The sequence below is a fragment of the Roseateles sp. GW821-FHT09G09 genome (genome assembly GCF_059415965.1).
Genome location: NZ_JBWKOG010000007.1, coordinates 203520 through 227688, shown reverse-complemented (window position 1 = coordinate 227688; position 24169 = coordinate 203520). Strand labels below are relative to the sequence as shown.

The following is a 24169-nucleotide window of genomic DNA, read 5'->3' as shown; positions in this document are numbered from 1 at the left end:
CTTCCGGTTCACCGGCCCCGCCGCGACGGGGCCTGCAGCGCGGCGGATCAGCCGTGCTTCGCGTCGAAGAACTGTTCGTCCTCCGTCGAGCCCTTCAGCGCCGCGGTCGACGCCTGCGCCTCGATCGTGGTGGTGACCGCGTCGAAGTAACCCGTGCCCACTTCGCGCTGGTGCTTCACCGCGGTGAAGCCCTTCTCGGCGGCGGCGAACTCGGCCTCCTGCAGCTCCACGAAGGCGCTCATGTTGTTGCGCGCATAGCCGTAGGCCAGGTTGAACATCGAGTAGTTCAGGCTGTGGAAGCCGGCCAGCGTGATGAACTGGAACTTGTAGCCCATCGCGCCCAGCTCGCGCTGGAACTTGGCGATGGTGGCGTCGTCCAGGTTCTTCTTCCAGTTGAAGCTCGGCGAGCAGTTGTAGGCCAGCAGCTTGCCCGGGAACTTGGCGTGGATGGCTTCGGCGAAGGCCTTGGCGAAGGCCAGGTCGGGCTTGCCGGTCTCGCACCAGATCATGTCGGCGTAGGGCGCGTAGGCCAGGCCGCGGCTGATGGCCTGGTCCAGGCCGTTGCGGGTGCGGAAGAAGCCTTCGACGGTGCGCTCGCCGGTGCAGAAGGGCTTGTCGTTGTCGTCGATGTCGCTGGTGACCAGATCGCCGGCCTCCGCGTCGGTGCGGGCCAGCAGCACGGTGGGCACGCCCATCGTGTCGGCCGCCAGGCGCGCGGCGACCAGCTTGGCCACCGCTTCACGCGAGGGCACCAGCACCTTGCCGCCCATGTGGCCGCACTTCTTCGCGGCGGCCAGCTGGTCTTCGAAGTGGACGCCCGAAGCGCCCGCCTCGATCATGGCCTTCATCAGCTCGAAGGCGTTCAGCACGCCGCCGAAGCCGGCTTCCGCATCCGCCACGATGGGCGCGAAGTAGTCGATGTCGCTCTTGCCTTCGCTCCACTGGATCTCGTCGGCGCGCTTGAAGGTGGCGTTGATCTTCTTCACCACCTTCGGCACCGAGTCCACCGAGTACAGCGACTGGTCGGGGTACATCTCGCCGTTGCTGTTGGCGTCGCCGGCCACCTGCCAGCCCGACAGGTAGATCGCCTTCAGGCCGGCCTTGACCTGCTGCATCGCCTGGTTGCCGGTCAGCGCGCCCAGCGAGTTGATGAAGGGCTCGGTGTTCACGAGGTTCCACAGCTTCTCGGCGCCGCGCTTGGCGAGCGTGTGCTCGATGTTGATCGAGCCGCGCAGGCGGACCACGTCGGCCGCCGAGTAGCCGCGCTGGATGCCTTTCCACCGGGGGTTTTCGGCCCAGTCTTTTTCGAGGGCGGCGATCTGCTGTTCGCGGGTCAAGGTCGTCATGGTGAGCTCCTGCTGTTTCGAGTGAAGTTGCAAAACCGATGACTCAAATCTAGACGTACCGCCTCCCGGCGTGTTGGCTGATGTCTTATATAAGACCTATTTTTTAGTCTTTGAAAATCAATGACTTGCGAAACAAAAACCGGATCGTGAGAACAGGTCTTCCATGATGAGAAATCTTGCGGCGCTGCAGCACGCCAGTTTTTTGCATGCCGACAAGTTCTTTTCATGATCTGAAATTTACTTGGCCGGCGGAGATGATCGGGTTACTTCGAATTGAGGAGTGCCTCCCTCATTTGCATCAGTCGTCCGTCGCTCGCCGGCAAGTCGATGCCCGACCCCAGCCGGTCATCCATCGCACTAGAGGAATCGTGCCGCGACCTGATTTCAGGCCGCCGCGTGCCGGGGCAACCGGTCGTGATCCGCGGCACCGTGGCGACCTCCCGATCGCGCGGCGGACGTTTCAAGGAGAAGACGATGATTCAAGCAATTGCTGGTGCGGTGCTTCCGCAGCTGCTGGGTGGCATCACCGGCGGCAACAGCGCGGGTTCCTCGGGCGGCGGCCTGCTGGGCGACATCGCCAAGACGGTGGCGGGCCCCCTGCTGGGCGGCGCGGCCAACCTGCTGGGCGCGGGCAAGCTGTTCTGATCCACGCCTGAACGGCAAAGGGGCGTCCTTCGGGACGCCCCTTTTTTCATCGGCGATCCGCCCGGCTCAGTCGAGCTTGAGCTTCTGCTGTTCGACGACCTTCTTGTAGACCGCGTACTCGGCCTTGATCTGCTCCGTGAACTGTTCCGGCGTGTTGCCGATCACGATGGAGCCGGTCTCCTCGATGCGCTTCTTGACCTCGGGCATCTCGACGGTCTTGCGGGCGGCCTCGTTGATCTTGGCCACGACTTCCTTGGGCAGGTTCTTCGGGCCCAGGATGCCGTAGTAGGCCATGCGGTTCACGGGCTCGAGGCCGAGTTCCTTGAAGGTCGGCACGTTGGGCAGCACCGCCAGGCGCTGCGGCGCCGCGACGGCGATGGCCACCAGGCGGCCGTCCTTGATGAAGGGCAGCGCGGACGGCAGGTTGTCGAAGATCATCGGCACCTGGCCGGCGACGGTGTCATTCAGCGCGGGGCCGGCGCCGCGATACGGGATGTGCGTGACGAAGACGCCGGTCAGGCTCTTGTACAGCTCCATCTGCAGGTGGCCGATGCCGCCGGTGCCCGAGGTCGAGTAGCTGTACTTGCCGGGGTTCTTCTTCAGCTCGGCGACGAAGGCCTTGTAGTCCTTGGCCGGGAAGGACGGGTGCACGGCGATCACGTTGGGCGTGGCCGCCAGGTTGATGATCGGCGTGAAGTCGGTCAGCGGGTTGTACGGCGTCTTGGGGTTGATCGCGGGGTTGGTGGCCGTGGTGGACACGGTCGCCACGCCCAGCGAGTAGCCGTCCGGCGCGGACTTGGCGGTGTCGTTGGCGCCGATGATGCCGCCGCCGCCGGCCTTGTTCTCCACGATCATCGTCTGGCCGAGCGGCCCGTTGATGTGCTGCGCGACGACGCGGGCCACGATGTCGGTGGTGCCCCCCGGCGCGAACGGGACGACCAGCTTCACCGGCTTGTTGGGATAGGACTGGGCCAGCGCCGCGGCGCAGGACAGCGACAGCGTGCTCAGCAGCAGGCCGTGTTGGAGGATCGAGCGACGGTTCATTGGGCTCCTCGTCATTTTTGAACAAATGGTCACGTGATCGAAACAGCTTAAGTATGTCGCCGCCGAGACGGCCTAGCGGAACTACGTAGAGACCTCGTCGCAGGAGCGGGAAACCCCTCGCGTGGCCTGAGGCGGGGTTCGGGAGTTCCGATGTCGATCAGGGGCCTGGGTCCGGGAGGTCGCGCCGCCTCGCCCATTCAACGGCGCGGCGCGCCAAGGCCGCGGTGGCGTCGATCACCGGCAGCCCGGCCGACGGCGCATCGAGCACCAGCGGGATCTCCGTGCAACCGAGCACGAGCGCGCAAGCGCCCCGTGTGCGCAGGCGCCGCGCGGCCGCGGCCAGGCGCGGCGCGGCCGCGGCGAGCTGCCCCGCCTTGACCTCCGCGATGGCGGGCATGATCAGCTCGATCATTTCCCCCGCCGTCGGCAGCAGCCACTGCACCGCCCTGCCCTGCGGCGGCTTGCGGTTCAGGTAGAGCCCGGAGGCCAGCGTCGCGTCGGTCGCCAGCAGGCCGACCTTGCCGCCCTCGGGCACGAGGTCGAGCGCTTCGGCGATCGCGGCGTCAACGAGGTGGATCATCGGCAGGCCCAGCGCCTGCGCGAGGTCGTCGAACCACAGGTGCGCGGTGTTGCAGGGCACGACCACCACTCCCGCGCCCGCCGCGGCCAGACGACGGCCGCTGACGATCATCGCGGCCAGCGGGGACTCGCCCTCGCCGCGGAAGGCCGCGGTGCGGTCGGGCACCTGCGGGATGCTGCTCACGACGACGGGGATGTGCTCCTGGTCCGTGGCCGCGGGGGTGGCGTCCAGCAGCTTGCGCATGAAGTCGACAGTCGCCAGCGGCCCCATGCCGCCGAGGATGCCGACGATGCCCGGCGCGGCGGGCAAGGCTACGCCGCGCCCGCCGTGCGCGGCGCGCGAAGTGGTGGAGGTCATGGAGGGCTCAGCGTTGGATCGAGCGGCGAATAGAGCAGCGGATCGAGCGGCGGATCGGCGCCACCTCAGCGCGCGGGCTTGTCCGACAGCGCCTGCAGGTTCTCCTGCAGCTCGCGGCTCATCGGGGCCCCCAGCGTGATGCCCTTGGGCGGGATCGCCGACTGGAACCACTTCTTGTAGAGCGCCTCGAACTCGCCGCTCTTCATCAGCCCGGCCAGCGTGGCGTCCACCAGCTTCTTGAACGCCGCATCGTCCTTGCGGACCATGATCGCGTAGGGCTCGACCTGGACGGGCTCGCCGACGACCGCGAGGTCGGCCGGATTGAGCGCGCCGGCACGCAACCCGTATAGCAGGATGTCGTCCATCGCGAAGGCGTCGGCCCGGCCCGACTGCACCAGCAGCGCCGCGTCGGCGTGGTCCTTGGCGCTGATCAGCTCGAAGCCCAGGTTCTGCTCCTGGTTCATCCGACGCATCACCTGGAAATTGGTCGTGCCGGTGGTCGACACGACCTTCTTCCCCTTCAGGTCGGCGAAGCTTTTGATCGGCGAGTTCGCCTTCACCAGCAGCCGCGTGCCGGTGTAGAAGTAGTTGATCGCGAAGTCGACCTGCTTGGCGCGGTCGCTGTTGTTGGTGGTGGAGCCGCATTCGATGTCGATCGTGCCGTTGTCCAGCAGCGGGATGCGGTTCTGCGAGGTCACGGACTGCGTGGCCACCTTCAGGTCGGCGCGGCCGGTGGCCTTCTTCACCTGCTCGACGACCTTGCCGCAGATCTCCCAGCCGAAGCCGGTCGGCTGCCCTTCCCCGCCGAGGTAGGAGAACGGGATCGAGGAATCCCGGTACGCGACGGTGATGACGCCGGAGGCCTTCACCTTGTCGAGGGTGCCGGCCGGTTGGGCCGCGGCTGGTCCGGGGGCGACGGCGGCGACGGCGGCAACGGCGGCGATCGCGATGGCCAGGACACCAGCGCGGGGAGCGGAGATCTTCATGGCAGTTCCTTTCTCGGTGGATGGGAGTGTGCAATGACCGGACGATAGTGACCACCGCCTGTCCCGTGCATCGGGATCACGCCGCTTCGTATAAGCTGGGCTTATGTTCGTCGGCGAGCCCTATCCATGCGGCTGAAGCACATCGAGGTCTTCCACGCGGTCATGCTGACGGGGTCCGTCAGCGCGGCCTCGAAGCTCCTGCACGTGACGCAGCCGGCGGTGACCCAGTCGCTGCAGCTGGCCGAGCTGCAGCTGGGCTACGCGCTGTTCACGCGACAACGGCGACGCCTGATGCCCACACGCGAGGCGCAGGCCCTCTACCCCGAAGTGCAGGCGCTGATGTCGCAACTCGAATCGGTGCGACGCATGGCCACGGCGCTGGGCACCGGCGAGGGACAAGGCTTCCGCATCCTGATCGTGCCCTCGCTGGCGGTGAAGGCCCTCCCCCAGGCGCTGAAGGCGTTCCGCCGCCGTTATCGCGACCTGCCGATCAGCGTGCGCACGCTGCACTCGAACGACATCGCGCGGGCGATGCTGCTGCAGGAGGGCGACGTCGGCATCGTGTACGGGCGTCCGTCCCACGCCGCGCTGTCCGATGAACTCGTCGCCACCGGACGGCTCGTGTGCGCGTCGCCGCGAGGCAAGGCGGCCGCGGACCGGCGCACGACGGTCGCGCTGCAGGACCTGCTGCGGGAGCCCTTCATCCGCATCGACGAGCGCGACCCGCTGGGCGCCGTGCTGGCCGACCAGTGGGCGCGGCTGTCGCTGTCGCCGCGCGCCGGCATCACCGTGCAGACGCACCACATCGCGATGGTGATGGCCGAACAGGGCTTCGGGCCGGCCATCATCGACTCCTTCACCGCGCAGGCCAGCGGCGGCGACCTGCACATCCGCACGCTGCTGCCCGAGGTCCCGGTCGAGGTCCGCGCGGTTCAGCCGCAGGGGCTGCGCTCGCCGCAGCCGGTGTCGGACTTCATCGCGGCGTTCAGGGAGGCGATCGAGGAGTGACGGGAGGAACGGCGGCAGGAACGGCGGCAGGAAAGCTGGCAGAAACGGCGGCGGGCACGTCGCGAGGCAACGCGTCCTGCGCGAGCGCCCACGCGATGTGCTCGGCCACGACGCGCGTCGCATCCGGCAGCGCCGCGCCCAGCGCCGCCAGCAGGTCGGCGCGCAGCTCGGGCGCCAGGTCTTGCCTCAACGCGTTCCCCATCGCCACGGCGATGTTGCGCCGCCAGCGTGCGTGGCCGATGCGGCGGATCGCGGAGCCTTCCGTGCGCTTGAGGAAGGTCGCCTCGTCCCAGGCGAACAGCGTCAGCAGCGACGCGTGCCCCAGCGGCTCGCGCCAGTCGAAGTCCGGCAGCGCATTCCTGCGCGCGAACTTGTTCCACGGGCAGGCCAGCTGGCAATCGTCGCAGCCGTAGATGCGATTGCCGATCGCCGCGCGGAACTCGATCGGGATCGGCCCGTCCTGCTCGATCGTCAGGTAGCTGATGCAGCGCCGCGCGTCGAGCCGGTACGGGGCGATGATCGCCCCGGTCGGGCAGGCGTCGAGGCAGGCGCGGCACTGGCCGCAATGCGCGGTCACCGGCTCGCTGGGCGGCAGCGCGAGGTCCAGGTAGATCTCGCCGAGGAAGAACATCGAGCCGCTGTCGCGATGCAGCGTCAGCGTGTGCTTGCCGCGCCAGCCGATGCCGGACCGGCTCGCCAGCTCGACCTCCAGCACCGGCGCGGAGTCGGTGAACACGCGATGGCCCATAGGGCCGACGCGTTCCTGGATGCGATCGGCCAGTTGCTGCAGCCGATTGCGCAGCACCTTGTGATAGTCCCGACCGCGCGCATACAGCGACACCTGCGCGCGCGCCGGGTCGCGCATCGCGGCCCACTCGCGGTCCTGCCAGTCGTCGCCGGCGGCCTCGGGCAGGTAGTCCATGCGGGCGGTCAGGATGCTGATCGTGCCGGGCACCAGCTCGGCGGGTCGGGCGCGCTTGAGTCCGTGGGCGGCCATGTACTGCATCTCGCCATGGAAACCGGCGTCCAGCCAAGCCTGCAAACCGGCTTCCGCATCGCTCAGATCGACGTGGGCCACCCCAATCTGTGAGAATCCGAACTCAAGCGCCCAGGCGCGGACCTCGACCAACAGCGCCCGCAGCGCGTCGGGGTCTCGGGAGGGGCTCGAGGGGTCTTCGGAAGACGCATCGGGCCTTGGGGTGTTGACCAGGGAATTCATCGCAGTTGAGCATTCTAGAAACCCGCCCGTACCGTTGGCCCGACGAGGCCGCCTGCGAACGTTTCGCACAGGCGTTGGCCCGCTGTCCGCAGATCGCGGACCTGAGCATCGAACTCGACGGCGGCCTGGGCGCCGGCAAGACCAGCCTGGTGCGCCATCTGCTGCGCGCGCTGGGCGTCACCGGCCGCATCAAGAGCCCCAGTTACGCCGTGGTCGAAGACTACGCCCCACCGGGGCTGTCCGGTCTCCCGGCCCATCATTTCGACTTCTACCGCTTCAGCGATCCGCGCGAGTGGGAGGACGCGGGCTTCCGCGACCTGTTCGCCGCGCCAGGGCTCAAGCTCAGCGAATGGCCCGAGAAGGCGGCCGGCATGCTGCCGACGCCGGATCTGCGCCTCCTGCTCCAGGTCAACGAGGACGACAGCCGCGACGTTCGTGCCGAAGCGCGCACGGCGCGGGGTCAGGATTTGCTGGCTGAGCTGGACCGGCAGCTCGCCGGACCTTCCGACTGATCCGACGGCAACCGCCCTGCCTCACATGAACGCAGACATGAACGGAGACATGACCGGCCTGCCCTCCTCCACCATGGACACGACCGCCGACACCACGCCGGCTGGCGCCGACCTGCCGTCCCGCGGCCGCCGCAAGGCGCTGGGCCGCATGGGCGCGACGGTGCTGAGTTTCTCCGTGCTGCCCGCCGTGCCGGCGCTGGCGGCGAGCGCGACCAACATCGTGGCCGTGCGTGTCTGGCCGGCGAGCGACTACACCCGCGTGACGATCGAGTCCGACCGCCAACTGGCGGCCAAGAGCTTCATGGCGGCGAATCCGGACCGGCTCGTGATCGACATCGACGGGCTGGAGCTCAACGCCGGCCTGAAGGAGCTGCTGGGCAAGGTCAAGCCGGACGATCCCTTCATCGCCGGGGTGCGCGTGGGCCAGAACCAGCCGCGCGTGGTGCGCATCGTGCTGGACCTGAAGCAGACGGTGGCGCCGCAGGTGTTCACGATCGAGCCCGTGGCCGCCTACCAGAACCGACTGGTGCTGGACCTGTATCCGACGCGCGAGCGCGATCCGCTGCTGGACCTGGTGCGAGGGAAGGAGGCGGCCGAGACCGCCGCGGCGCAATCGGTGAACGACGCGCTGGGCGAACTGATCGGTCGCATCGACCGGCCGCTGTCGGCGGCCTCGTCGGCCGAGCAGGCCGCGAGCGCCGCCGCCGCGCCATCGCAGCGCCCGGCCAGCGCGACGGCGATCGCGAAGATCGACACCCCGCCGCCGCCCGCGCCGCCGCTCAAGGAGGTCGCGCCGGAGATGAGCCAGACCAAGCTGGACCGGCTGATCGTGATCGCGATCGACCCCGGCCATGGCGGCGAGGACCCGGGGGCCATCGGTCCCACGGGCTTGAGAGAGAAGGACGTGGTGCTGGCGATCGGCAAGAAGCTGCGCGACCGGCTGAATTCCAACCCGCGCATCCGCGTGATGATGACGCGCGACGCGGACTTCTTCGTCCCGCTGAACGAGCGGGTGCGCAAGGCGCGGCGGGTGCAGGCCGACCTGTTCGTATCGATCCACGCGGACGCCTTCATCACGCCGAAGGCGCGCGGCGCCTCGGTCTTCGCGCTGTCGACCAGCGGCGCGAGTTCGACGAACGCGCGCTGGATGGCCGACAAGGAGAACGCGGCCGACGTGATCGGCGGCGTCAACACCAAGGTCGTGAAGGATGCCGGCGTGCTGCGCGCGATGCTGGACATGAGCACCTCGGCGCAGATCAAGGACAGCCTGAAGCTGGGCGGCGAGGTGCTGGGGCAGATCGGCAAGCTGGCCAAGCTGCACAAGGGCAGCGTCGAGCAGGCCGGCTTCGCGGTGCTGAAGGCGCCGGACGTGCCGTCGATCCTGGTGGAGACGGCCTTCATCTCCAACCCTGAGGAAGAGGCCAGATTGCGCGATCCCGACTACCAGGACGACCTGGTCAAGGCGCTGGCGACCGGCATCGCGCGCTACTTCGCGAAGAATCCGCCGCTGGCGGCCCGCCATCGGGCGTTGTGAAGACGGCGCTCGCGATCAGGGCCAGAACGCGCGCAGGCAGTTGATGGGCGCGTGGTCCGCGAGATCGCGCACGAGGACGGCACCGCGCTGGAAGGCGTACTGACGCAGGTACTCCAGCGCCGCGCGCGGACGGTCGCCGTCGACGAACGTTGGCGTCGGAGAGACGTGGATCGCTCCGTTCCCATCGATGTAGGTCCAGTCGCCGCCCAGATGATGGTACGCCGCCCACTCTGGAGGAATGCGCGCCACGACGTCGCAGCAGTTGACGATCCGGTGGTGCTCACGGCCGACGACGGACAGGTAGGTGGTGACGTCGCTGGCGAACACCTCATTTCCGACGCGCGGCGAGCCGATGGTCACCAGCGCGTCGGCGTTGGCGCGACGGCAGAGCAGCGTCGCGATGGCTGCACCGAGGCTGTGTCCGCACAACGTGAGCCGTTTGCCCTTCTGCTCCGCGACCCAGGGACCGACGTCGTCCCACAGGCCTTCGGCCGACCTCTTGAAGCCTGCATGGACCTTGGCGCCGGGAGGCCCGTCCATCCACGGCGTCAGCAGGGCATCCACATCATTGAACAGGTCGCCGACCGCATCGGGCTGCGTGCCGCGGATGGCAAGCAACGCGTGCGTCGCGTCGCTGCATCCGAAGGCCTGTCCGTCAGTGCCGACGTCGAGGAAAGTGGCTACATTGCCGTAGCCCGCTGCCGCGAGCGCCGCCGTCAGACGGGCAACTTCAGCAGGACGCTGGTCATAGCGGTTGTACGCGAGCCGCGAGGCCTCGCCCCCTTCTTCTTCCACCCGGTGCGACGGAAGGTGCCTGCCGGCAGCGCCGCGGCGTGGCGGGAACTCGCGCAGTCCGAAGGACGCCTTCCGAAGGAGGCGCTCCTGGTCGACGGCGGCATCATGTCTAACTTCCCGATCGACCTGTTCCACAAGAAGAACAGCGTGCCGGCGGCGCCGACCTTCGGCGCCAAGATCGGGACCAACCGCAAGGAACCTCGGGACATCGCCGGACCGGGTGCGCTCGCTGGCGCCATCTTCGATTCAGCCCGTCACACGCTGGATTTCGACTTCATCAAGCGGAATCCGAACTATCGTTTCCTGGTCAGCGAGATCGACACCGGCGACCACCATTGGCTGGATTTCGATCTATCCCAGTCGGCCAAGGTGGATCTGTTCCGACGTGGCGCCGAGTGCGCGGCCAGCTTCCTCTGCAAGTTCGATTGGAAGCAGTACAAGAAGATCCGGCAAAGCCTGGCTGAAGCACATCGCGAGAGCGGCTTGTAGGCGACCTGCAGGCCCGTGCCGCCTGTCAGGCGAGGCGCAGCTCAGCGCTTCCTCTTCAATGATTTTCCCGCGACGACGCCCTGCCGCACCGCAAGCAACGGTGCGCCATCACGTGAAAGCGTGCCGAAACCATCCAGCACGATCACAACCCCGGCGGCGGTGCGAATGCTGAGCTGGAGTTCTGCCCCCATCGCGGACACGTATTTCCGCAGTGTCGAAAGCAGCATGTCGCTGCGCTTCTCCAATTGAGCGACCGCGTTCTGCTTGATCTGCAGGACGTCGGCCAATTCGGTCTGAGTTTTTTCCAGAGCGCGACGCGCCTGTGCAAGTGTCTCCGCGTAACGGATCATGTCGTCGGCCATCTCACGACTCTTGGCCTCAACCTTGGCGCGCCGCTCTGGTGGAAGCTCCGCGACGATGCTTTTGAGTGATCGGCTCATTTCATTACCTCGCAAACGTCTTGCCCTGATTGCCCTGATTGCCCTTGCGAACAAGATGATCCGCAAATCGCCTATCGGCGATGCGAATCAATTGCTCGTAGAACATCGCCTGACTCCTGCCCTGTTTCGCGCCCGCAACCAGCACGCATGCCTGCCGGTCGGGATCAAAAGCGAACGCGGCGCGCCACACTTCTTTGCCGGCATTTGCTGTGAATCGCAGTTCCTTCATGTTGGGAAACTTCGACCCGTGAAGCGTGTCCACGTGCGGCCGGCCAGTCATCGGTCCCGTCAATTCAATGGCGCCGGCAGCGCCCACCAAAGCGTCTTGGACATCCAGTTCCAAAGCTTCGAATTCGGCGACAAACTCATCATGAAAGAAGACGTCCCATGCGACGGGAGAACATTCGTTGGAAGTCAAGACCATAACCTTTGCGTGATATCACGTCAAGGTGATGGTAGACATGAGAATGGCGCTTGAGCGGCCCTCTCCCCCAACGCAGATCCCACACCCTCTTCAGTGGGAAACCGGTCAGGATTCAGCAAGCTTCAGCACCAATGAAAAACGGGGCCGAAGCCCCGTTCTGATCAGCGTCGGCGAACAGCCTTACTTGCCGACCTGCGTCGGCATCGCCGGTGCCGTCGTGCGCTGGATCGGCTTCCAGGTCTTGAGGCGCTCAAGCACGTTCGCGACGCCGGCTTCGAGCTGCACATCACGGCCGGCGTTGACCGCCACCGGATCCAGATCGACATCGATGTCCGGCGCGACGCCTTCGTTCTCGATGCGCCACTCGCCTTCCGGCGTGAAGAAGCGGAAGAACGGCACCACGAGGAAACCGCCGTCGATCAGGCTCGGGTTCGCGGCGATGCCGATCAGCCCGCCCCAGGTCCGCTTGCCGATCAGCGGACCCAGACCCGTGCGCTTGAACGCGTAGGGCATGAAGTCCCCGCCCGATCCCGCGTCCTGGTCGATCAGCATCGCCTTCGGGCCGTAAATGGCACCGGCGGGCGTGTCGTAGATCAGGCCGTCACGGTCCTTCCAGCTGCCCAGGTAGGCGCGGTTCAGCAGCTCCGTCACGTAGTTCGCCGCCTGGCCGCCGCCGTTGCGGCGGTCGTCGACGATCAGCCCCGGCTTGTCCACCTGGGCGAAGAACATGCGGTTGAAGTGCTGGAAGCCCGGTCCCGCCGTGTCCGGCATGTAGACGTAGGCGATCTTGCCGCCGCTCAGGCGATCCACTTCCTCGCGGTTGTGGTCGATCCAGGCCCACTGGCGCAGCCGGCCCTCGGTCGCGATCGGCTCGACGGTCACGCGTCGCGCGCCCTGCCCGTTCGCATTCGCCGAGACCGTCAGCTGCACCTGCTTGCCGACCGTGTTCTCCAACTGCTGGTACAGGTTGTGCGTGCCGTCCACCGGCTGGCCGTTGACCGCCAGCAGGTAGTCGCCTTCCTTGACGCCCAGGCCCGGCGCCGCCAGCGGCGCCTTCAGGTAGGGATCCCAGCGGTCGCCCTTGAAGATCGTCTTGATGCGGTACTTGCCGTTGTCGACGCTGAAGTCCGAGCCCAGCAGGCCCACCGCGACGCGCGGCTCCTGGTGCACGTCGCCGCCACCCACGCGGTTGTGACCGACCTGCAGCTCGCCGATCATCTCGACCAGCAGGTCGTTCAGGTCCTCGCGGCGTTGCACGCCGGCCACCAGCGGCGAGTAGCGCTGATAGATGCCCTTCCAGTCCAGGCCGTGCAGGTTCGGGTCGTAGAAGAACTCCTTCTCCATCCACCAGGTCTCGTCGAAGATCTGACGCCACTCGGCGCGCGGATCCACGCGGGTCTTCAGGCCCGACAGGTCGATGCCCTTGGTGTCGATCTTCTCCTTGGCATCGGCGATCTCCAGGCGACCGGCGCCCGGGTTCAGCAGGATCTTCTTGCCGTCCGGGCTCAGGCTGTAGCCCTCGATCTGCGGCTTGACCAGCTTCGCCTTCTTCTCCTCGAAGTCGAAGCGGTACAGGTCGCCCTTGCTGCCGTTGCCGCCCTCGGCATCGATGGACGCGCCGGGCTGCTTGCGCTCGATGTAGAACAGCGCGCCATCGTCCGCCACGGCGAGGTCGTCATAACGCGCGGTCGCCACCGGCAGGCCCACGATGCGATCCTTCAGGCTGGCGAAGTCGATGCGCACCGGCTTGACCTTGGGCTTGACGTCCTTGCCCTCGTCCTTCTTGTCGTCCTTCGTGTCCTTGGCGTCCTTCGACTCCTTGGCATCCTTGTCGGCCTTCTCGGACTTATCGGACTTATCGGACTTGTCCGACTTGTCGTCCTTCCTGTCCTCGTCCGCCTTCCTGTCCTTGGACTCCTCGTCGCCGGCCTTGGGGTCCAGCGGCGACTTGCCGTCCGCGCGCAGCACCGCCGCGTACAGGCCCATGCGCACCGGGCGCTCCTGCGTGGACATGTCCAGGCCCACCTGGGCCGGACCGGAGTTGATCGATGCGGCGAAGAACAGCACGTCGCCCTTGGTCGAGAACGCCGGCAGGCCGGCGTGGCTCAGGCCGTCGGTGACGGTGTGCTGCTGGCCGGTCTGGAAGTCGGCGATGCGGACCTGGCTGAAGAAGTTCCTGCCTGCCACCGTGTAGGCCAGGTAGCGGCCGTCCGGCGAGAAGCCGACGTCGAAGCCGGCGCGGCGCTCGCTGCTGTCGATCTTCGCCAGCTTGCCGGACTGCGCGCCGCCCAGCGGCAACTGGTAGAGGTTCAGGTGGTTGTCCTGCAGCACCAGCCGCGCGCCATCGGGCGACCAGGCGAGCAGCGTGTAGTAGCCGGTCTCGGGCAGCAGCAGCTTGCGCGTGGGCTTGTTGGCCGCCTGGTCGCCGAGCTGGTCGCGGATCACGACCTGGTGGCGCATGCCGGGCTCGTCGGAGACATAGGCGACCTGCTGGCCGTCGGGGCTCCACAGGGCGTCCTTCTCGCGCACGCCGGAGGTCTGCGTCAGGTTGCGCACGACGCCGTCCTTCACCGGCACGGTGAAGACCTCGCCGCGCGCGCTGATCACGACGCGCTTGCCGGTGGCCGACAGGGACGCGCCGGTGATGGTCTTCGCGGCGTCCTTCCATTGCACGCGCGCCTCGTTGCTCGGCTCGTTGAGCCCGACGCTGAGGATGCGGGAGGTGCCGCCCTCGATGCCGACTTCCTTCAGCTGTCCGCCCGCCTCGTAGACGATGCGGCCGTCACGGCCGTCGGCGCTGCGGACGTCCCAGACGGTCTCCCTGGTCAGCTGGCGCAGCGCCTTGGTCTTGGTGTGGAACGCGAAGAGGTTGGCCGCACCGTCGTTGCGGTCGGAGATGAAGACGACCTCGTCGCCCATCCAGATCGGGTTGCTGTCGGTGGCGTTGACGTGCGGGATCTGCTCCCAGGTCTTGCCCTTGGGATCGAGGATCCAGATCGGCGGCGTCGTGCCGCCGCGACTCTGGCGCCAACCGCTCGGGCCCGAGTAGGCCGCGCCGTTGGGGCGGTAGGCCAGGCGCGTGCCGTCGGGCGACCACACGCCCTCATAGGCGACGGCCTCCATCACCTTGTGCTCGAAGCCGCCGTCCACGGCCACCTCGAACAGCTGCTTGCTGCGGGTATTCAGCACCTCGCGGTTGGACGCGAACAGCACGCGCTTGCCGTCGGGGCTCCAGCCGGTCACCTGGTCGGCGGCCGGGTGCCAGGTCAGGCGGCGCGGTTGACCGCCGCTGGCGGCGATCACGTAGACATCAGTGTTGCCGTCGTAACCCGCGGAGAACGCGATCCACTGGCCGTCGGGCGAGAAGCGCGGCGCGAACTCGCCGGCCGCGTGACCGGCGAGCCGGCGCGGCTGGCTGCCGTCGCGGTTGGCGATCCACAGGTCGCCGCCGTAGACGAAGGCCAGGTGGCGCACGGACACGGCGGGATCGCGCAGCAGCATGGTCACGGCAGGCGCCGGAGCGGCTGCGGAAGTGGCGGAAGCGGTCGTGATCGCGGCCTGTTGGGCCTGCGTGGGCGCTGCCGCGATCGCGGCGGTCAGACTCAGGGCCAGGGTGATGGCCTTGCTGAGGATGCTGTGTTGCATGAGCGTGATCGGCGGTGAAAACAGCGGGCGAGGATAGCCCTGCGATCTCACCATGACGAAGCTCACCCCCGGTGTTTGCGCGCTAGGCGCGTCGGTGTTTTCCCGCGCTCAGACCGCCGGCTTGGCGCGTGAGGCGCGCCATCCGCCGTACAGCGCGATGAGGCCGGGGATGAGGATCATGGCCCAGATGATCTTGCTGAGATGGGTCTGCACGAAGGGGATGTTGCCGAAGAGGTAGCCCGCCATCGTCAGGCCCACGACCCAGATCACGCCGCCGGCGACGTTGTAGGCCGTGAAGCGGCTGCGGGTCATCGCCGCGACGCCGGCCACGAAGGGCGCGAAGGTGCGGATGAAGGGCATGAAGCGCGCCAGGATGATGGTGACGCCGCCGTGCTTCTCGTAGAACTCGTGCGCGGCGTCGAAGGCGCGCTTGTTGAAGAAGCGCGACTGCTCCCACTGGAAGACCTTGGGCCCGAAGTAGCGGCCGATCGTGTAGTTGCACTGGTCGCCCAGGATCGCGGCGACGAGCAGCACGGCGATCGCCAGCGGCAGGCTCATCATCCCCGTCCCGCACAGCGCGCCGACGACGAACAGCAGCGAGTCGCCCGGCAGGAAAGGCATCACCACGAGGCCGGTCTCGACGAACACGATCAGGAACAGCAGCGCGTACACCCACATGCCGTAGGCGGTCACGAACTCGGCGAGGTGCTTGTCGACGTGCAGGATGAAGTCGAGAAGGAAGTGCATCAGATCCATGGGCGCGGATTATGGCGGGCGGTTCCATGTCAACCGGTGACGAAACGCGAGATCGACCGACCTGGATTTGCTGAGTGCCCCACCGAACAGAGTCAGTCGTACCCACCTTCCTGACCCTTCGATGCGATGGAACAAATGCCTATCGACGACTCTGGTCGGGGTTCAAAGAATGAGCTCCGCCTCCGGGGGTTTCTCAACGGGCATCGACGGATGCCCATCCTGTTGATTGACCAGAAGGACTTTGAAATGAGCCAAGACAACAGCTTCGAGGAACTGAGCCTCGACCATCCCCTGCTCACCCTGGCCGGCGGCGGCGAGGTCGGCGCGACGGGCATGGGCGACAACTGGAATTACACCGGCGAACCGCAGTTCGAACCAAAGGGACCCGAATCCTTCTTCCAGTGTTCGATGGCTGAGATGACGGGACGCAACGGCTACAAGACGATGCTGCAAGCATTTGCTGCCTGCTGGTAACCCTCAACCCAGGAGCCTGACTCGTCAGGCTCCTTTTTTCCTTGCCCGCCATGCATCCCACCATCCTTCGCATCGCCTCCGCCATCGGCGCGCTGCTGGAGCCCCTGGCTGTCTATGTGGGCATCCTGCTCACGGTCTGGGGACTGTTTGCGTGCCCTTGGCGCGAGTGGGTCGATTTCGCCACAGCGGGATCGACCCTGCCATTCGCCGTATTGAGTGCGTTCCTGATCCTGCTCATTTTCGGCACTCGTCATCGATACCGTCTCTTCTCTCCCGGAGAAACGGGAAAACAGCGCGCCTCGCTCGTGGGATGGCTGTTCGCCGGACTGTGCTGCGTCGCCATTCCTATCACCCTGCTGGTCGGCACCAGCCGCTTCGCCGAGCTCGACACCTTGTCACTGGTCACACCTCTGGCGCTGGCGGCCTCGCTACTTCCCATCATCGGCGGCGCGTTGTTCGAGGAGTTCGTGTACCGCCAAGTTGCACTGGGCTGCTTCACCCGGATCGGCATGCCTCTGGCCTTGGCCGTGGCGACCCAGTCCTTCCTGTTTGCTGCGATGCATGGCAGGGGAGCGCTGACGGATGTCGATCGGCTGACGTGGCTGTTGGTCGGCGGGCTCCTGCTCGGAACGATCTACGTCGCGACGCGGTCGATCTGGCCCGCCGTGCTGTGCCACGTGCTGATGAACGTCTGCCTGGCGCAAGCCCGTCCGACATGGAACTGGTACACCCATCGCGTGATCGACGAAGTCTCACCGGAATGGACGAGGCCGTTGATATTGCTTTGGGTCGTCCTTCTTGCGGCTTACTGGACCTGGCGGATACGCCATGACCTCGGCGTGCTCATTCCGCGTCGCCTGCTGACTTGGCCGGCCCTGCACATGGCGCCCTGATCGACGTCACCGCGAAGAAGCGAGGCAGACAGGAGGCTGGGAGCGCTCACCTTCTACAATCACCCCATGGACGACACCCTCGCCCCGACGGCGAACGCCGCGGCCGCATTCGACACCGGCGCCCCCGCGGGCCGGCGCGCGATCCGCGAACTCCCCGATGAACTGATCTCCCAGATCGCCGCCGGCGAGGTCGTCGAACGCCCGGCGTCCGTGGTCCGCGAACTGGTCGACAACGCCCTGGACGCCGGCGCCGGCCAGATCCAGCTCAAGCTGATCGCCGGCGGCATCCGCAGCCTCATCGTCGAGGACGACGGCCACGGCATCCCCGACGGCGAACTGCCCCTGGCCATCAAGCGGCACGCCACCAGCAAGATCGGCACCCTGGACGACCTGGAGGCCGTCGCCACGATGGGCTTCCGCGGCGAGGCCCTCGCCGCCGTGTCGTCGATCGCCGAACTGGCCCTGGTCTCCCGCTTCATCGGCGCCGCCCATGCCTGGCGCCTGGAAGCCCGCACCGGCGAGCTCAGCCCCGCCGCCCGCGCCAGAGGTACCTCCGTCGAGGTCCGCGAGCTGTTCTTCAACACGCCCGCCCGCCGCAAGTTCCTCAAGAGCGAGAGCACCGAACTCGCCCACTGCCTCGAAGCGCTGCGCCGCCACGCGCTGGCCCGCCCCGACGTCGGCTTCGCCGTCTGGCACGAGGGCAAGCTGGTCGACCAGTGGCGCGCCGCGCCGCTGCCGCAACGGATCGCCGAAGTCCTCAACGAGGACTTCATCGCGCAAAGCCGCGAGGTCTTCGCCGAGGTCGGCCCGATGCGCATCCACGGCCGCGTCGGCCTGCCCGAGGCCGCCCGCGCCCGCGCCGACATGCAGTACGTCTACGTCAACGGCCGTTATGTGCGCGACAAGCTGATCTCGCACGCGATCCGCTCGGCCTTCGACGATGTCCTGCACGGCCATCGCCAGCCGAGCTATGTGCTGTTCATCGACGTCCAGCCCGAGCTGGTCGACGTCAACGTCCATCCGACCAAGATCGAGGTCCGCTTCCGCGACGGCCGTGAGATCCATCAGCAGGTGCGCCGCGCCGTGGTGGCCGCGCTGGCCTTGTCCCGCAGCAGCGAGGACGGCCAGCACGCCGCCGATGGATCGACCCCGGCCGACCCCGCCGCTCCGACCGGCCGTCAGCGCTGGACCGGCACGCCGGCGTGGGAACAGGGCGGCATGGGCGGCGCTTCAGGTGCGTCAGGCACGTCAGGTGCGTCAGGTGTTTCAAGCGCCGACGGCCAGACCGCCGGCAACCTGTCGCCCGGCCAGGCCGCCTACGAGCCCCCGGCGGCCTACACGGCGCCTTCCGCCCGCTTTGCCGGTCCCGAGGGCTGGCGCGCACCGATCCCGACCCGCGCGCAGACGGCGCTCGCGCTGGAACAGGCCGAAGCGCTGTATGCCTCCGCGCCCAGAGGCGGCCTGCCGACCTCCCCTGCGGCGCCTTCCGCGCTGTCGGCGCTGGGCAACGCACCGGCCGCCCCGCTGCCGTCCAGCCAGGCCGGCGAATGGCCGCTGGGCCGCGCGATCGCGCAGATCCAGGGCGTGTATGTGCTGGCCGAGAACGCGCAGGGCCTGATCATCATCGACATGCACGCGGCCCACGAGCGCGTCGTCTACGAGCGCCTGAAGACCGCGCTCGGCGAGACCCGCATCGACTCGCAGCCGCTGCTGATCCCGGTGACCTTCGCCGCGACACCGGCCGAGATCGCGACCGCGGAGGCGCATGCCGACACGCTGCAACGCCTGGGCCTCGACATCGCGCCGCTGTCGGCGAAGGTGCTGGCCGTGCGCGAGCGTCCGGCGCTGCTGGCCGGCGGCGACGTCGTCGAACTGGCGCGCGGCGTGCTGGCCGAGCTGGCGCAGTTCGACGCCAGCCATGCGATCGAGCGCGCGCAGCATGAGATCCTCGCGACGATGGCCTGCCATGGCGCGGTGCGGGCCAACCGCCAGTTGACGATCGACGAGATGAACGCCCTGCTGCGCGACATGGAACGGACCGAGCGCGCCGACCAGTGCAACCACGGCCGCCCGACCTGGCGCCAACTGACCCTGCGCGACCTGGACGCGCTGTTCCTGCGCGGGCGCTGAGCTCCGGCGACTTACCGCGCGCGCCCGACCGCCCGACCGCACGACCGCCCGTTCTCCGGCTCACCGTCCCCGCAACGCTCCGCCCTCTTTCCTGCCCCTTCCGCCCCGCGACCCTCGCAATCCACCCGAAGCAGTACCGACATGGCCACGCTCAAACTCAACAAGAACAAACCGGCCGATGCCACGTCGGCGGACAACCAGACCGACAAGGGGGCGCGCCGCGCGCCCCTGCGCGGCAAGGGCGTCAACAAGCCCCGTCCCACGCTGGCGCAGGCCCAGGCCGACCGCGCCGAACGCGAAGCCGCGTTCCAGCAGCGCCTGGCCGAGGAAAACCAGCAGCGTCGGGGACCGCAACGCGACCCGCGTCGCGATGATCGGGGCCAGGGTCGCGGCCAGGACGCCCGCGGCCCGCAAGGTCGCGACGACCGCCGCGGCGGTCCCGGGGGCCAGCAGCCGCGCGAAGGCCGTTACGGCGACCGGCCAGACCGCGGCCCGCGTCAGGACGATCGAGGCGGCCAGGGCGGCCCGCGAGGCCACGGCGATCGCCCCGGCTTCTCCGGTCGCCCCGAGGGCGGCGACCGCCGTCCGTACGGCGACCGTCCGCGCTCGGAGGACCGTCCCCGCTTCGAGGGCGACCGCCCCCGTCGGGATGACAGGTACGGCGACCGTCCTGCCCGCCCACAGGGGGATCGTCCGCAAGGCAATCGGCCTCAAGGCGACCGTCCTCATGGTGATCGTCCTCATGGTGATCGTCCGCAAGGGGATCGCTCCTACGGCAACCGTCCTCAGGGGGATCGCTCCTACGGCGACCGCCCGCAGCGCGACCGCGTCTATGGCGACCGGCCTCAAGGTGACCGTCCCCGAGGTGATCGGCCCTATGGCGATCGGCCCCAAGGCGACCGGCCCTACGGCGACCGCCCGCGCGATGATCGCGGCGGCGACCGCTACGCCCGTGGCAACGAAGGCGCGCGCTACGGCAACGGCCCCGGCCACGGTCCCGGCAATGGCCCGGGTGCCCGCTACGGCGAGGACCGCCCCCGCCGCGCGCCGTACGGCGACCGCGATGCGGGCCACCCGTCCGACGTCCATGCCCGCGCCGAACGCGAGGAGCGCGCCGAGCGCACCGACCGTCCGCGCCAGCCGGACGCGCCACGCCAGCCCGCGCCGATGCGACTCGCCGACCAGGACGCCGGCGAACGACTGTCCAAGCGCATGAGCGAGCTCGGCCTGGCCTCGCGCCGCGAAGCCGACGAGTGGATCGAGGCCGGCTGGGTGAGCGTCGACGGCGAACTCGCGACGCTGGGCCAGCGCGTCGGCCCGGACGCGAAGATCGAGGTCGATCCGGCCGCCCGCGAACAGCAGGCCCAGCGGGTGACCATCCTGCTGCACAAGCCGATCGGCTACGTCTCCGGCCAGGCCGAGGACGGCTACGAACCCGCGTCCGTGCTGGTCAAGGCCGACACCCATTGGGGCGAGGACCCGTCCAAGATCCATTGGGCGCCGGGCCACGGCCGCGGGCTCGCGCCGGCCGGCCGCCTGGACATCGACTCCACCGGACTGCTGGTGCTGACGCAGGACGGCCGCATCGCGCGCCACCTGATCGGCGAGGACTCCGACGTCGAGAAGGAATACCTGGTCCGCGTCGCCGTCGAGAACGCCGATCCGGAGCTGCATCCGCAGCAGGCGCTCGACCCGCGCGCGATCGCGATGCTGATGCACGGCCTGGAGCTGGACGGCGTGCAACTGAAGCCGGCCAAGGTCAGCTGGGCCAACGAGGACCAGTTGCGCTTCGTCCTGCGCGAGGGCCGCAAGCGCCAGATCCGCCGGATGTGCGAGCTGGTCGGCCTGAAGGTGCTGGGCCTGAAGCGCGTGCGCATCGGCCGCATCCCGCTGGGTCAGCTCCCGCCGGGACAGTGGCGCTACCTCGCGCCCTGGGAGCGCTTTTGAGCGTTCCGTCGCCGGCGGCGGCTGACCGCGACGCAGGCCCCGCGCCCGCGCTGCAGGTCGTCGCGCTGGCGATGCTGCTCGGCCTGCAGCCGGTCACGACCGACCTCTACCTGCCGGCCCTCCCTGGCCTGCGCGCCGACCTGCACGCCGGCATGGGCGCGACGCAGCTGACGCTGTCCGCGCTGATGCTCGCGTTCGGGCTCTCGCAACTGCTGCTGGGCCCGCTGGGCGACCGCTTCGGCCGCCGGCCGGTGCTGCTGGGCGGACTGTCGCTGTACGTCGCCGCCGCCATCGGTGCGGCGCTGGCCGCGACGATCGAGGGCCTGGTCGCCTGCCGCGCGCTGCAGGGCCTGGGCCTGGCCGCGGCGGTCGTCGTCGCGCGAGCGATGCTGCGCGACTGGTTCGAGCCGCACGAAGGCGCGCGGATGATGGCCAAGGCGCTGTCCGGACTCGGCCTCATCGCGCTGGCGTCGCCGTTGATCGGCGGCGTGCTCGCGGCGGGCGTCGGCTGGCGCTGGGCGATCCTGGCGACCGCCGTCTTCGGCGCGGCAACGCTGGCGCTGATCGCGCTGCGCGTCCCCGAGAGCCTGGCGCGTCCCGATCCCGCCGCCTTGCGGCCGTCGGGCCTGGTCGCCAACTGGCAGACCGTGCTCTCGAACCCGACCTTCCGCGCCTACGCACTGCTCACCGCGCTGGCCTATGCGACGCTGTACGCCTTCCTCGCCGGATCGAGCTTCGTGGTCATCGAGGTCCTGGGCTTGCGCCATCACAGCTACGGCGCGCTCGTCGCCGGCGGCGCCGGGCTCTACGTCACCGGCACCCTGATCTGCCGGCGCTGGCTGCGCACGCTCAGCATCGCCGACACCGTCGCGCGCGGCGCGTGCTTCACCGCGCTGGGCGCGTTGGGCATGGGCCTGGCCGCCTTCGTGCTGCCGCCCTCGCCCTGGGCGCTGATGATCCCGCACGTGGGCATCATGCTCGGCCACGGCGTGCTCCAGCCCTGCGGCCAGGCCGGCGCCGTCGGACCGTTCCCACGGCAGGCCGGCGCGGCGGCGGCGCTGTCGGGCTTCGCCATCGCGCTCGTCGCGTTCGCCGTCGGCGCGTGGCTCAGCGCCAGCCTCGACGGCACGGTGACGCCGCTCGCCGCCACCATGATGGTCCTGGGCCTGTGCACGGCGACCTGCGCCTGGACGCTGGTGCGCCGGCACGGCCACCCGCATCCGCAACCGCAACCGCAACCGCGTTCGTCATGAGCGGGCACGACCTGGCCCCGCTCTGCATCGCCGGTCCGACCGGCTGCGGCAAGACCGCCGCGGCGCTCGCGATCGCGCGCCGCCAGCCGGTGGAGATCATCAGCGTCGATTCCGCGCTGGTGTACCGCGGCATGGACATCGGCACCGCCAAGCCGACGCCGGACGAACTCGCCGCGGTGCCGCACCACCTGATCGACCTCCTCGAGCCGACGCAGAGCTACTCCGCCGCGCAGTTCGTCCGCGACGCGATGCGCCTCGTGCCGGAGATCCAGGCCCGCGGCGCCCGCCCGCTGCTCGTGGGCGGCACGATGCTGTACTTCAAGGCGCTCTTCGACGGCCTGTCGGCCCTGCCGCAGGCCGATCCCGCGCTGCGCGCGCAGCTCGATGCCGACGCGGCCCGCGACGGCTGGCCCGCGATGCATGCGCGGCTGGCCGCACTCGACCCCGAGACGGCCGCGCGTCTGGCGCCGCTGGACGCGCAACGCATCCAGCGCGCGCTGGAGGTCTGCCTGCTCAGCGGCGAGCCGATGTCGGCGCTCTACCGGCGCCAGCGCTCGCAGGGCGTGGATTGGCCGCTGCTCTCGCTGGAGCCGTCGGACGCGGCGCGCGCCTGGCTGCATGCGCGGCTCGCGCACCGTTTCGCGCTGATGCTGGAGCAAGGCTTCATCGACGAGGTCCGCCGCCTGCGCGCACGCGGCGACCTGCACCTGGGCCTGCCGTCGATGCGCTGCGTCGGTTACCGGCAGGCGTGGGAACTGCTGGACGCGAACGAGTCGACGCCCGACCTCGCGGCGCTGCAGGAACTCGGCACCGCCGCGACGCGCCAGCTGGCCAAACGCCAGATCACCTGGCTGCGCAGCATGCCCGCGCGCCGCATCGTGCCCGCCGAGGCGCCGGACGCGCTCGACCGCCTGATCGCACACGTCGACGGCCATTGACCGGGATCGCGGCGCGACAGGCGCCACAATCCCGCCATCGACCTCCGGCTTCTCCACGACGACTTGGAAGATGGTTTCGACGATGGTTCCGACGATGGATGTCCCGCTCCTCACGGCCACCGGCCTGACCAAGCGCTACGGCGCGCAGACGCTCTTCGAGCACCTGTCGCTCACGCTGCATCGCGGCGAGATGCTCGCGCTGCTCGGCGAATCGGGCAGCGGCAAGTCCACGCTGTTGAACGGCCTGGCCGCGCTGGAGCCGCTGGACCGGGGTCAGGTCGTGCTGCTGGGCCGCGACATCCTGTCGCTGGACGAATCCGGCCAGGCGCAACTGCGCCGCGAGCAACTGGGGTTCGTGTTCCAGGCCTTCCACGTGCTGCCGCATCTGAACGTGCACGACAACGTCGCGCTGCCGTTGCTGCTGCAGGGCAAGCCCGACCCGAAACGGGTCGCCGAGATGCTCGACGCGGTGGGCCTGGCCGCGCAGGCGCGGCACCTGCCGCGACAACTGTCCGGCGGACAGCTGCAGCGCGTCGCGATCGCCCGCGCGCTGGTGCACCGGCCGGTGCTGGTGCTGGCCGACGAGCCCACCGGCAACCTCGATCCGTCGCATGCCGACCAGGTCATGCGGCTGCTGCGACAGCAGTTGCTGGAGCAGCACGCGGCCTGCCTGCTGGTGACGCACTCGGCGCACGCGGCGGAACACGCGGACCGCCGCCTGCGGCTCGAGCACGGCCGCCTGGTCGAGGCTTGA

At 68.7% G+C, this 24169-nt stretch carries 22 protein-coding genes; 12 read left to right on the top strand and 10 right to left on the bottom strand.

Annotation, left to right across the window (positions count from 1 at the left end; genetic code table 11):
* Positions 1 to 47: 47 nt before the first annotated feature.
* On the bottom strand, positions 48 to 1346 hold the full coding sequence (gene aceA / locus AC07O8_RS19855; protein WP_495049674.1) for an isocitrate lyase: 1299 nt from the start codon (positions 1344 to 1346) through the stop codon (positions 48 to 50).
* 474 nt (positions 1347 to 1820) lie between these two features.
* Between aceA and AC07O8_RS19850 the strand changes: the two genes are divergently transcribed.
* Positions 1821 to 1991 (top strand): hypothetical protein, encoded by a 171-nt coding sequence (locus tag AC07O8_RS19850; protein WP_297531248.1) that lies wholly within the window; start codon positions 1821 to 1823, stop codon positions 1989 to 1991.
* Positions 1992 to 2057: 66 nt separating this feature from the next.
* Here AC07O8_RS19850 and AC07O8_RS19845 read toward each other — a convergent pair whose 3' ends face one another.
* The 3 genes from AC07O8_RS19845 to AC07O8_RS19835 all read right to left on the bottom strand — a co-directional run bounded on the left by AC07O8_RS19845 (position 2058) and on the right by AC07O8_RS19835 (position 4958).
* Positions 2058 to 3035 (bottom strand): tripartite tricarboxylate transporter substrate binding protein BugE, encoded by a 978-nt coding sequence (locus AC07O8_RS19845; protein ID WP_297531249.1) that lies wholly within the window; start codon positions 3033 to 3035, stop codon positions 2058 to 2060.
* A 157-nt stretch (positions 3036 to 3192) separates the two neighbouring features.
* Positions 3193 to 3972, bottom strand: coding sequence for a cysteate racemase (gene cuyB / locus AC07O8_RS19840; RefSeq protein WP_495049673.1), 780 nt, complete (start codon positions 3970 to 3972; stop codon positions 3193 to 3195).
* A gap of 65 nt (positions 3973 to 4037) precedes the next feature.
* A complete protein-coding gene (locus tag AC07O8_RS19835; protein WP_495049672.1) occupies positions 4038 to 4958 on the bottom strand; it encodes an amino acid ABC transporter substrate-binding protein in 921 nt (306 codons plus the stop codon).
* Between the two features lie 126 nt (positions 4959 to 5084).
* Here AC07O8_RS19835 and AC07O8_RS19830 point away from each other — a divergent pair, with 126 nt between their 5' ends.
* Positions 5085 to 5966: a LysR family transcriptional regulator gene (locus AC07O8_RS19830; RefSeq protein ID WP_495049671.1), complete on the top strand. Its 882-nt coding sequence runs from the start codon at positions 5085 to 5087 to the stop codon at positions 5964 to 5966.
* Here AC07O8_RS19830 and queG read toward each other — a convergent pair.
* Positions 5944 to 7098: a tRNA epoxyqueuosine(34) reductase QueG gene (gene queG, locus AC07O8_RS19825; protein WP_495049856.1), complete on the bottom strand. Its 1155-nt coding sequence runs from the start codon at positions 7096 to 7098 to the stop codon at positions 5944 to 5946. The two genes, AC07O8_RS19830 and queG, sit on opposite strands and share 23 nt — an antisense overlap.
* Before the next feature lie 92 nt (positions 7099 to 7190).
* On the opposite strand from queG, the gene tsaE reads away from it, so the two are divergent.
* Both tsaE and AC07O8_RS19815 read left to right on the top strand, forming a co-directional pair.
* Positions 7191 to 7697, top strand: coding sequence for a tRNA (adenosine(37)-N6)-threonylcarbamoyltransferase complex ATPase subunit type 1 TsaE (gene tsaE, locus AC07O8_RS19820; protein WP_495049670.1), 507 nt, complete (start codon positions 7191 to 7193; stop codon positions 7695 to 7697).
* 73 nt (positions 7698 to 7770) lie between these two features.
* Entirely contained in the window at positions 7771 to 9231 is a 1461-nt protein-coding gene (locus tag AC07O8_RS19815) for an N-acetylmuramoyl-L-alanine amidase (RefSeq protein ID WP_495049855.1), read from the top strand.
* Between the two features lie 15 nt (positions 9232 to 9246).
* Here the strand turns inward: AC07O8_RS19815 and AC07O8_RS19810 are convergent, their stop codons facing one another.
* Entirely contained in the window at positions 9247 to 9795 is a 549-nt protein-coding gene (locus AC07O8_RS19810) for a lipase family protein (protein WP_495049854.1), read from the bottom strand.
* Between AC07O8_RS19810 and AC07O8_RS19805 the strand changes: the two genes are divergently transcribed.
* Positions 9742 to 10515, top strand: a complete 774-nt coding sequence (locus tag AC07O8_RS19805) for a patatin-like phospholipase family protein (protein WP_495049866.1) — start codon at positions 9742 to 9744, stop codon at positions 10513 to 10515. The two genes, AC07O8_RS19810 and AC07O8_RS19805, sit on opposite strands and share 54 nt — an antisense overlap.
* Positions 10516 to 10556: 41 nt before the next feature.
* On the opposite strand, the gene AC07O8_RS19800 is transcribed toward AC07O8_RS19805, so the two are convergent.
* The 4 genes from AC07O8_RS19800 to AC07O8_RS19785 all read right to left on the bottom strand — a co-directional run bounded on the left by AC07O8_RS19800 (position 10557) and on the right by AC07O8_RS19785 (position 15780).
* Positions 10557 to 10955, bottom strand: a complete 399-nt coding sequence (locus tag AC07O8_RS19800; protein ID WP_495049669.1) for a helix-turn-helix domain-containing protein — start codon at positions 10953 to 10955, stop codon at positions 10557 to 10559.
* 4 nt (positions 10956 to 10959) lie between these two features.
* Positions 10960 to 11373, bottom strand: coding sequence for a type II toxin-antitoxin system RelE/ParE family toxin (locus AC07O8_RS19795; protein WP_495049668.1), 414 nt, complete (start codon positions 11371 to 11373; stop codon positions 10960 to 10962).
* 186 nt (positions 11374 to 11559) lie between these two features.
* On the bottom strand, positions 11560 to 15024 hold the full coding sequence (locus AC07O8_RS19790; RefSeq protein WP_495049667.1) for a S41 family peptidase: 3465 nt from the start codon (positions 15022 to 15024) through the stop codon (positions 11560 to 11562).
* Between the two features lie 108 nt (positions 15025 to 15132).
* Positions 15133 to 15780: a DedA family protein gene (locus AC07O8_RS19785; protein WP_495049666.1), complete on the bottom strand. Its 648-nt coding sequence runs from the start codon at positions 15778 to 15780 to the stop codon at positions 15133 to 15135.
* A gap of 210 nt (positions 15781 to 15990) precedes the next feature.
* Here AC07O8_RS19785 and AC07O8_RS19780 point away from each other — a divergent pair, with 210 nt between their 5' ends.
* The 7 genes from AC07O8_RS19780 (at position 15991) to AC07O8_RS19750 (ending at position 24169) form a co-directional block, all read left to right on the top strand.
* Positions 15991 to 16254 carry a hypothetical protein gene (locus AC07O8_RS19780; protein WP_495049665.1) on the top strand — a complete coding sequence of 88 codons (264 nt, stop codon included), beginning with the start codon at positions 15991 to 15993 and terminating at the stop codon, positions 16252 to 16254.
* A gap of 50 nt (positions 16255 to 16304) precedes the next feature.
* Positions 16305 to 17147, top strand: coding sequence for a CPBP family intramembrane glutamic endopeptidase (locus tag AC07O8_RS19775; protein WP_495049664.1), 843 nt, complete (start codon positions 16305 to 16307; stop codon positions 17145 to 17147).
* A 66-nt stretch (positions 17148 to 17213) separates the two neighbouring features.
* On the top strand, positions 17214 to 19277 hold the full coding sequence (gene mutL / locus AC07O8_RS19770) for a DNA mismatch repair endonuclease MutL (RefSeq protein WP_495049663.1): 2064 nt from the start codon (positions 17214 to 17216) through the stop codon (positions 19275 to 19277).
* Positions 19278 to 19418: 141 nt separating this feature from the next.
* Positions 19419 to 21224: a pseudouridine synthase gene (locus AC07O8_RS19765; RefSeq protein ID WP_495049662.1), complete on the top strand. Its 1806-nt coding sequence runs from the start codon at positions 19419 to 19421 to the stop codon at positions 21222 to 21224.
* Positions 21221 to 22477 (top strand): multidrug effflux MFS transporter, encoded by a 1257-nt coding sequence (locus tag AC07O8_RS19760; protein ID WP_495049661.1) that lies wholly within the window; start codon positions 21221 to 21223, stop codon positions 22475 to 22477. The genes AC07O8_RS19765 and AC07O8_RS19760 overlap by 4 nt, the downstream gene beginning before the upstream one ends.
* Positions 22474 to 23415 carry a tRNA (adenosine(37)-N6)-dimethylallyltransferase MiaA gene (miaA, locus tag AC07O8_RS19755; RefSeq protein WP_495049660.1) on the top strand — a complete coding sequence of 314 codons (942 nt, stop codon included), beginning with the start codon at positions 22474 to 22476 and terminating at the stop codon, positions 23413 to 23415. Before AC07O8_RS19760 ends, miaA begins: the two co-directional genes overlap by 4 nt.
* 94 nt (positions 23416 to 23509) lie before the next feature.
* Entirely contained in the window at positions 23510 to 24169 is a 660-nt protein-coding gene (locus AC07O8_RS19750) for an ABC transporter ATP-binding protein (RefSeq protein WP_495049659.1), read from the top strand.

Excerpts from the sequence above, each read along its gene's own strand:
- aceA (WP_495049674.1), bottom strand. The coding sequence starts at position 1,346 with ATGACGACCTTGACCCGCGAACAGCAGATCGCCGCCCTCGAAAAAGAC.
- AC07O8_RS19850 (WP_297531248.1), top strand. The coding sequence starts at position 1,821 with ATGATTCAAGCAATTGCTGGTGCGGTGCTTCCGCAGCTGCTGGGTGGC.
- AC07O8_RS19845 (WP_297531249.1), bottom strand. The coding sequence starts at position 3,035 with ATGAACCGTCGCTCGATCCTCCAACACGGCCTGCTGCTGAGCACGCTG.
- cuyB (WP_495049673.1), bottom strand. The coding sequence starts at position 3,972 with ATGACCTCCACCACTTCGCGCGCCGCGCACGGCGGGCGCGGCGTAGCC.
- AC07O8_RS19835 (WP_495049672.1), bottom strand. The coding sequence starts at position 4,958 with ATGAAGATCTCCGCTCCCCGCGCTGGTGTCCTGGCCATCGCGATCGCC.
- AC07O8_RS19830 (WP_495049671.1), top strand. The coding sequence starts at position 5,085 with ATGCGGCTGAAGCACATCGAGGTCTTCCACGCGGTCATGCTGACGGGG.
- AC07O8_RS19815 (WP_495049855.1), top strand. The coding sequence starts at position 7,771 with ATGGACACGACCGCCGACACCACGCCGGCTGGCGCCGACCTGCCGTCC.
- AC07O8_RS19805 (WP_495049866.1), top strand. The coding sequence starts at position 9,742 with ATGGACCTTGGCGCCGGGAGGCCCGTCCATCCACGGCGTCAGCAGGGC.
- AC07O8_RS19800 (WP_495049669.1), bottom strand. The coding sequence starts at position 10,955 with ATGAGCCGATCACTCAAAAGCATCGTCGCGGAGCTTCCACCAGAGCGG.
- AC07O8_RS19790 (WP_495049667.1), bottom strand. The coding sequence starts at position 15,024 with ATGCAACACAGCATCCTCAGCAAGGCCATCACCCTGGCCCTGAGTCTG.
- AC07O8_RS19785 (WP_495049666.1), bottom strand. The coding sequence starts at position 15,780 with ATGGATCTGATGCACTTCCTTCTCGACTTCATCCTGCACGTCGACAAG.
- AC07O8_RS19780 (WP_495049665.1), top strand. The coding sequence starts at position 15,991 with ATGCCCATCCTGTTGATTGACCAGAAGGACTTTGAAATGAGCCAAGAC.
- AC07O8_RS19775 (WP_495049664.1), top strand. The coding sequence starts at position 16,305 with ATGCATCCCACCATCCTTCGCATCGCCTCCGCCATCGGCGCGCTGCTG.
- mutL (WP_495049663.1), top strand. The coding sequence starts at position 17,214 with ATGGACGACACCCTCGCCCCGACGGCGAACGCCGCGGCCGCATTCGAC.
- AC07O8_RS19765 (WP_495049662.1), top strand. The coding sequence starts at position 19,419 with ATGGCCACGCTCAAACTCAACAAGAACAAACCGGCCGATGCCACGTCG.
- miaA (WP_495049660.1), top strand. The coding sequence starts at position 22,474 with ATGAGCGGGCACGACCTGGCCCCGCTCTGCATCGCCGGTCCGACCGGC.
- AC07O8_RS19750 (WP_495049659.1), top strand. The coding sequence starts at position 23,510 with ATGGATGTCCCGCTCCTCACGGCCACCGGCCTGACCAAGCGCTACGGC.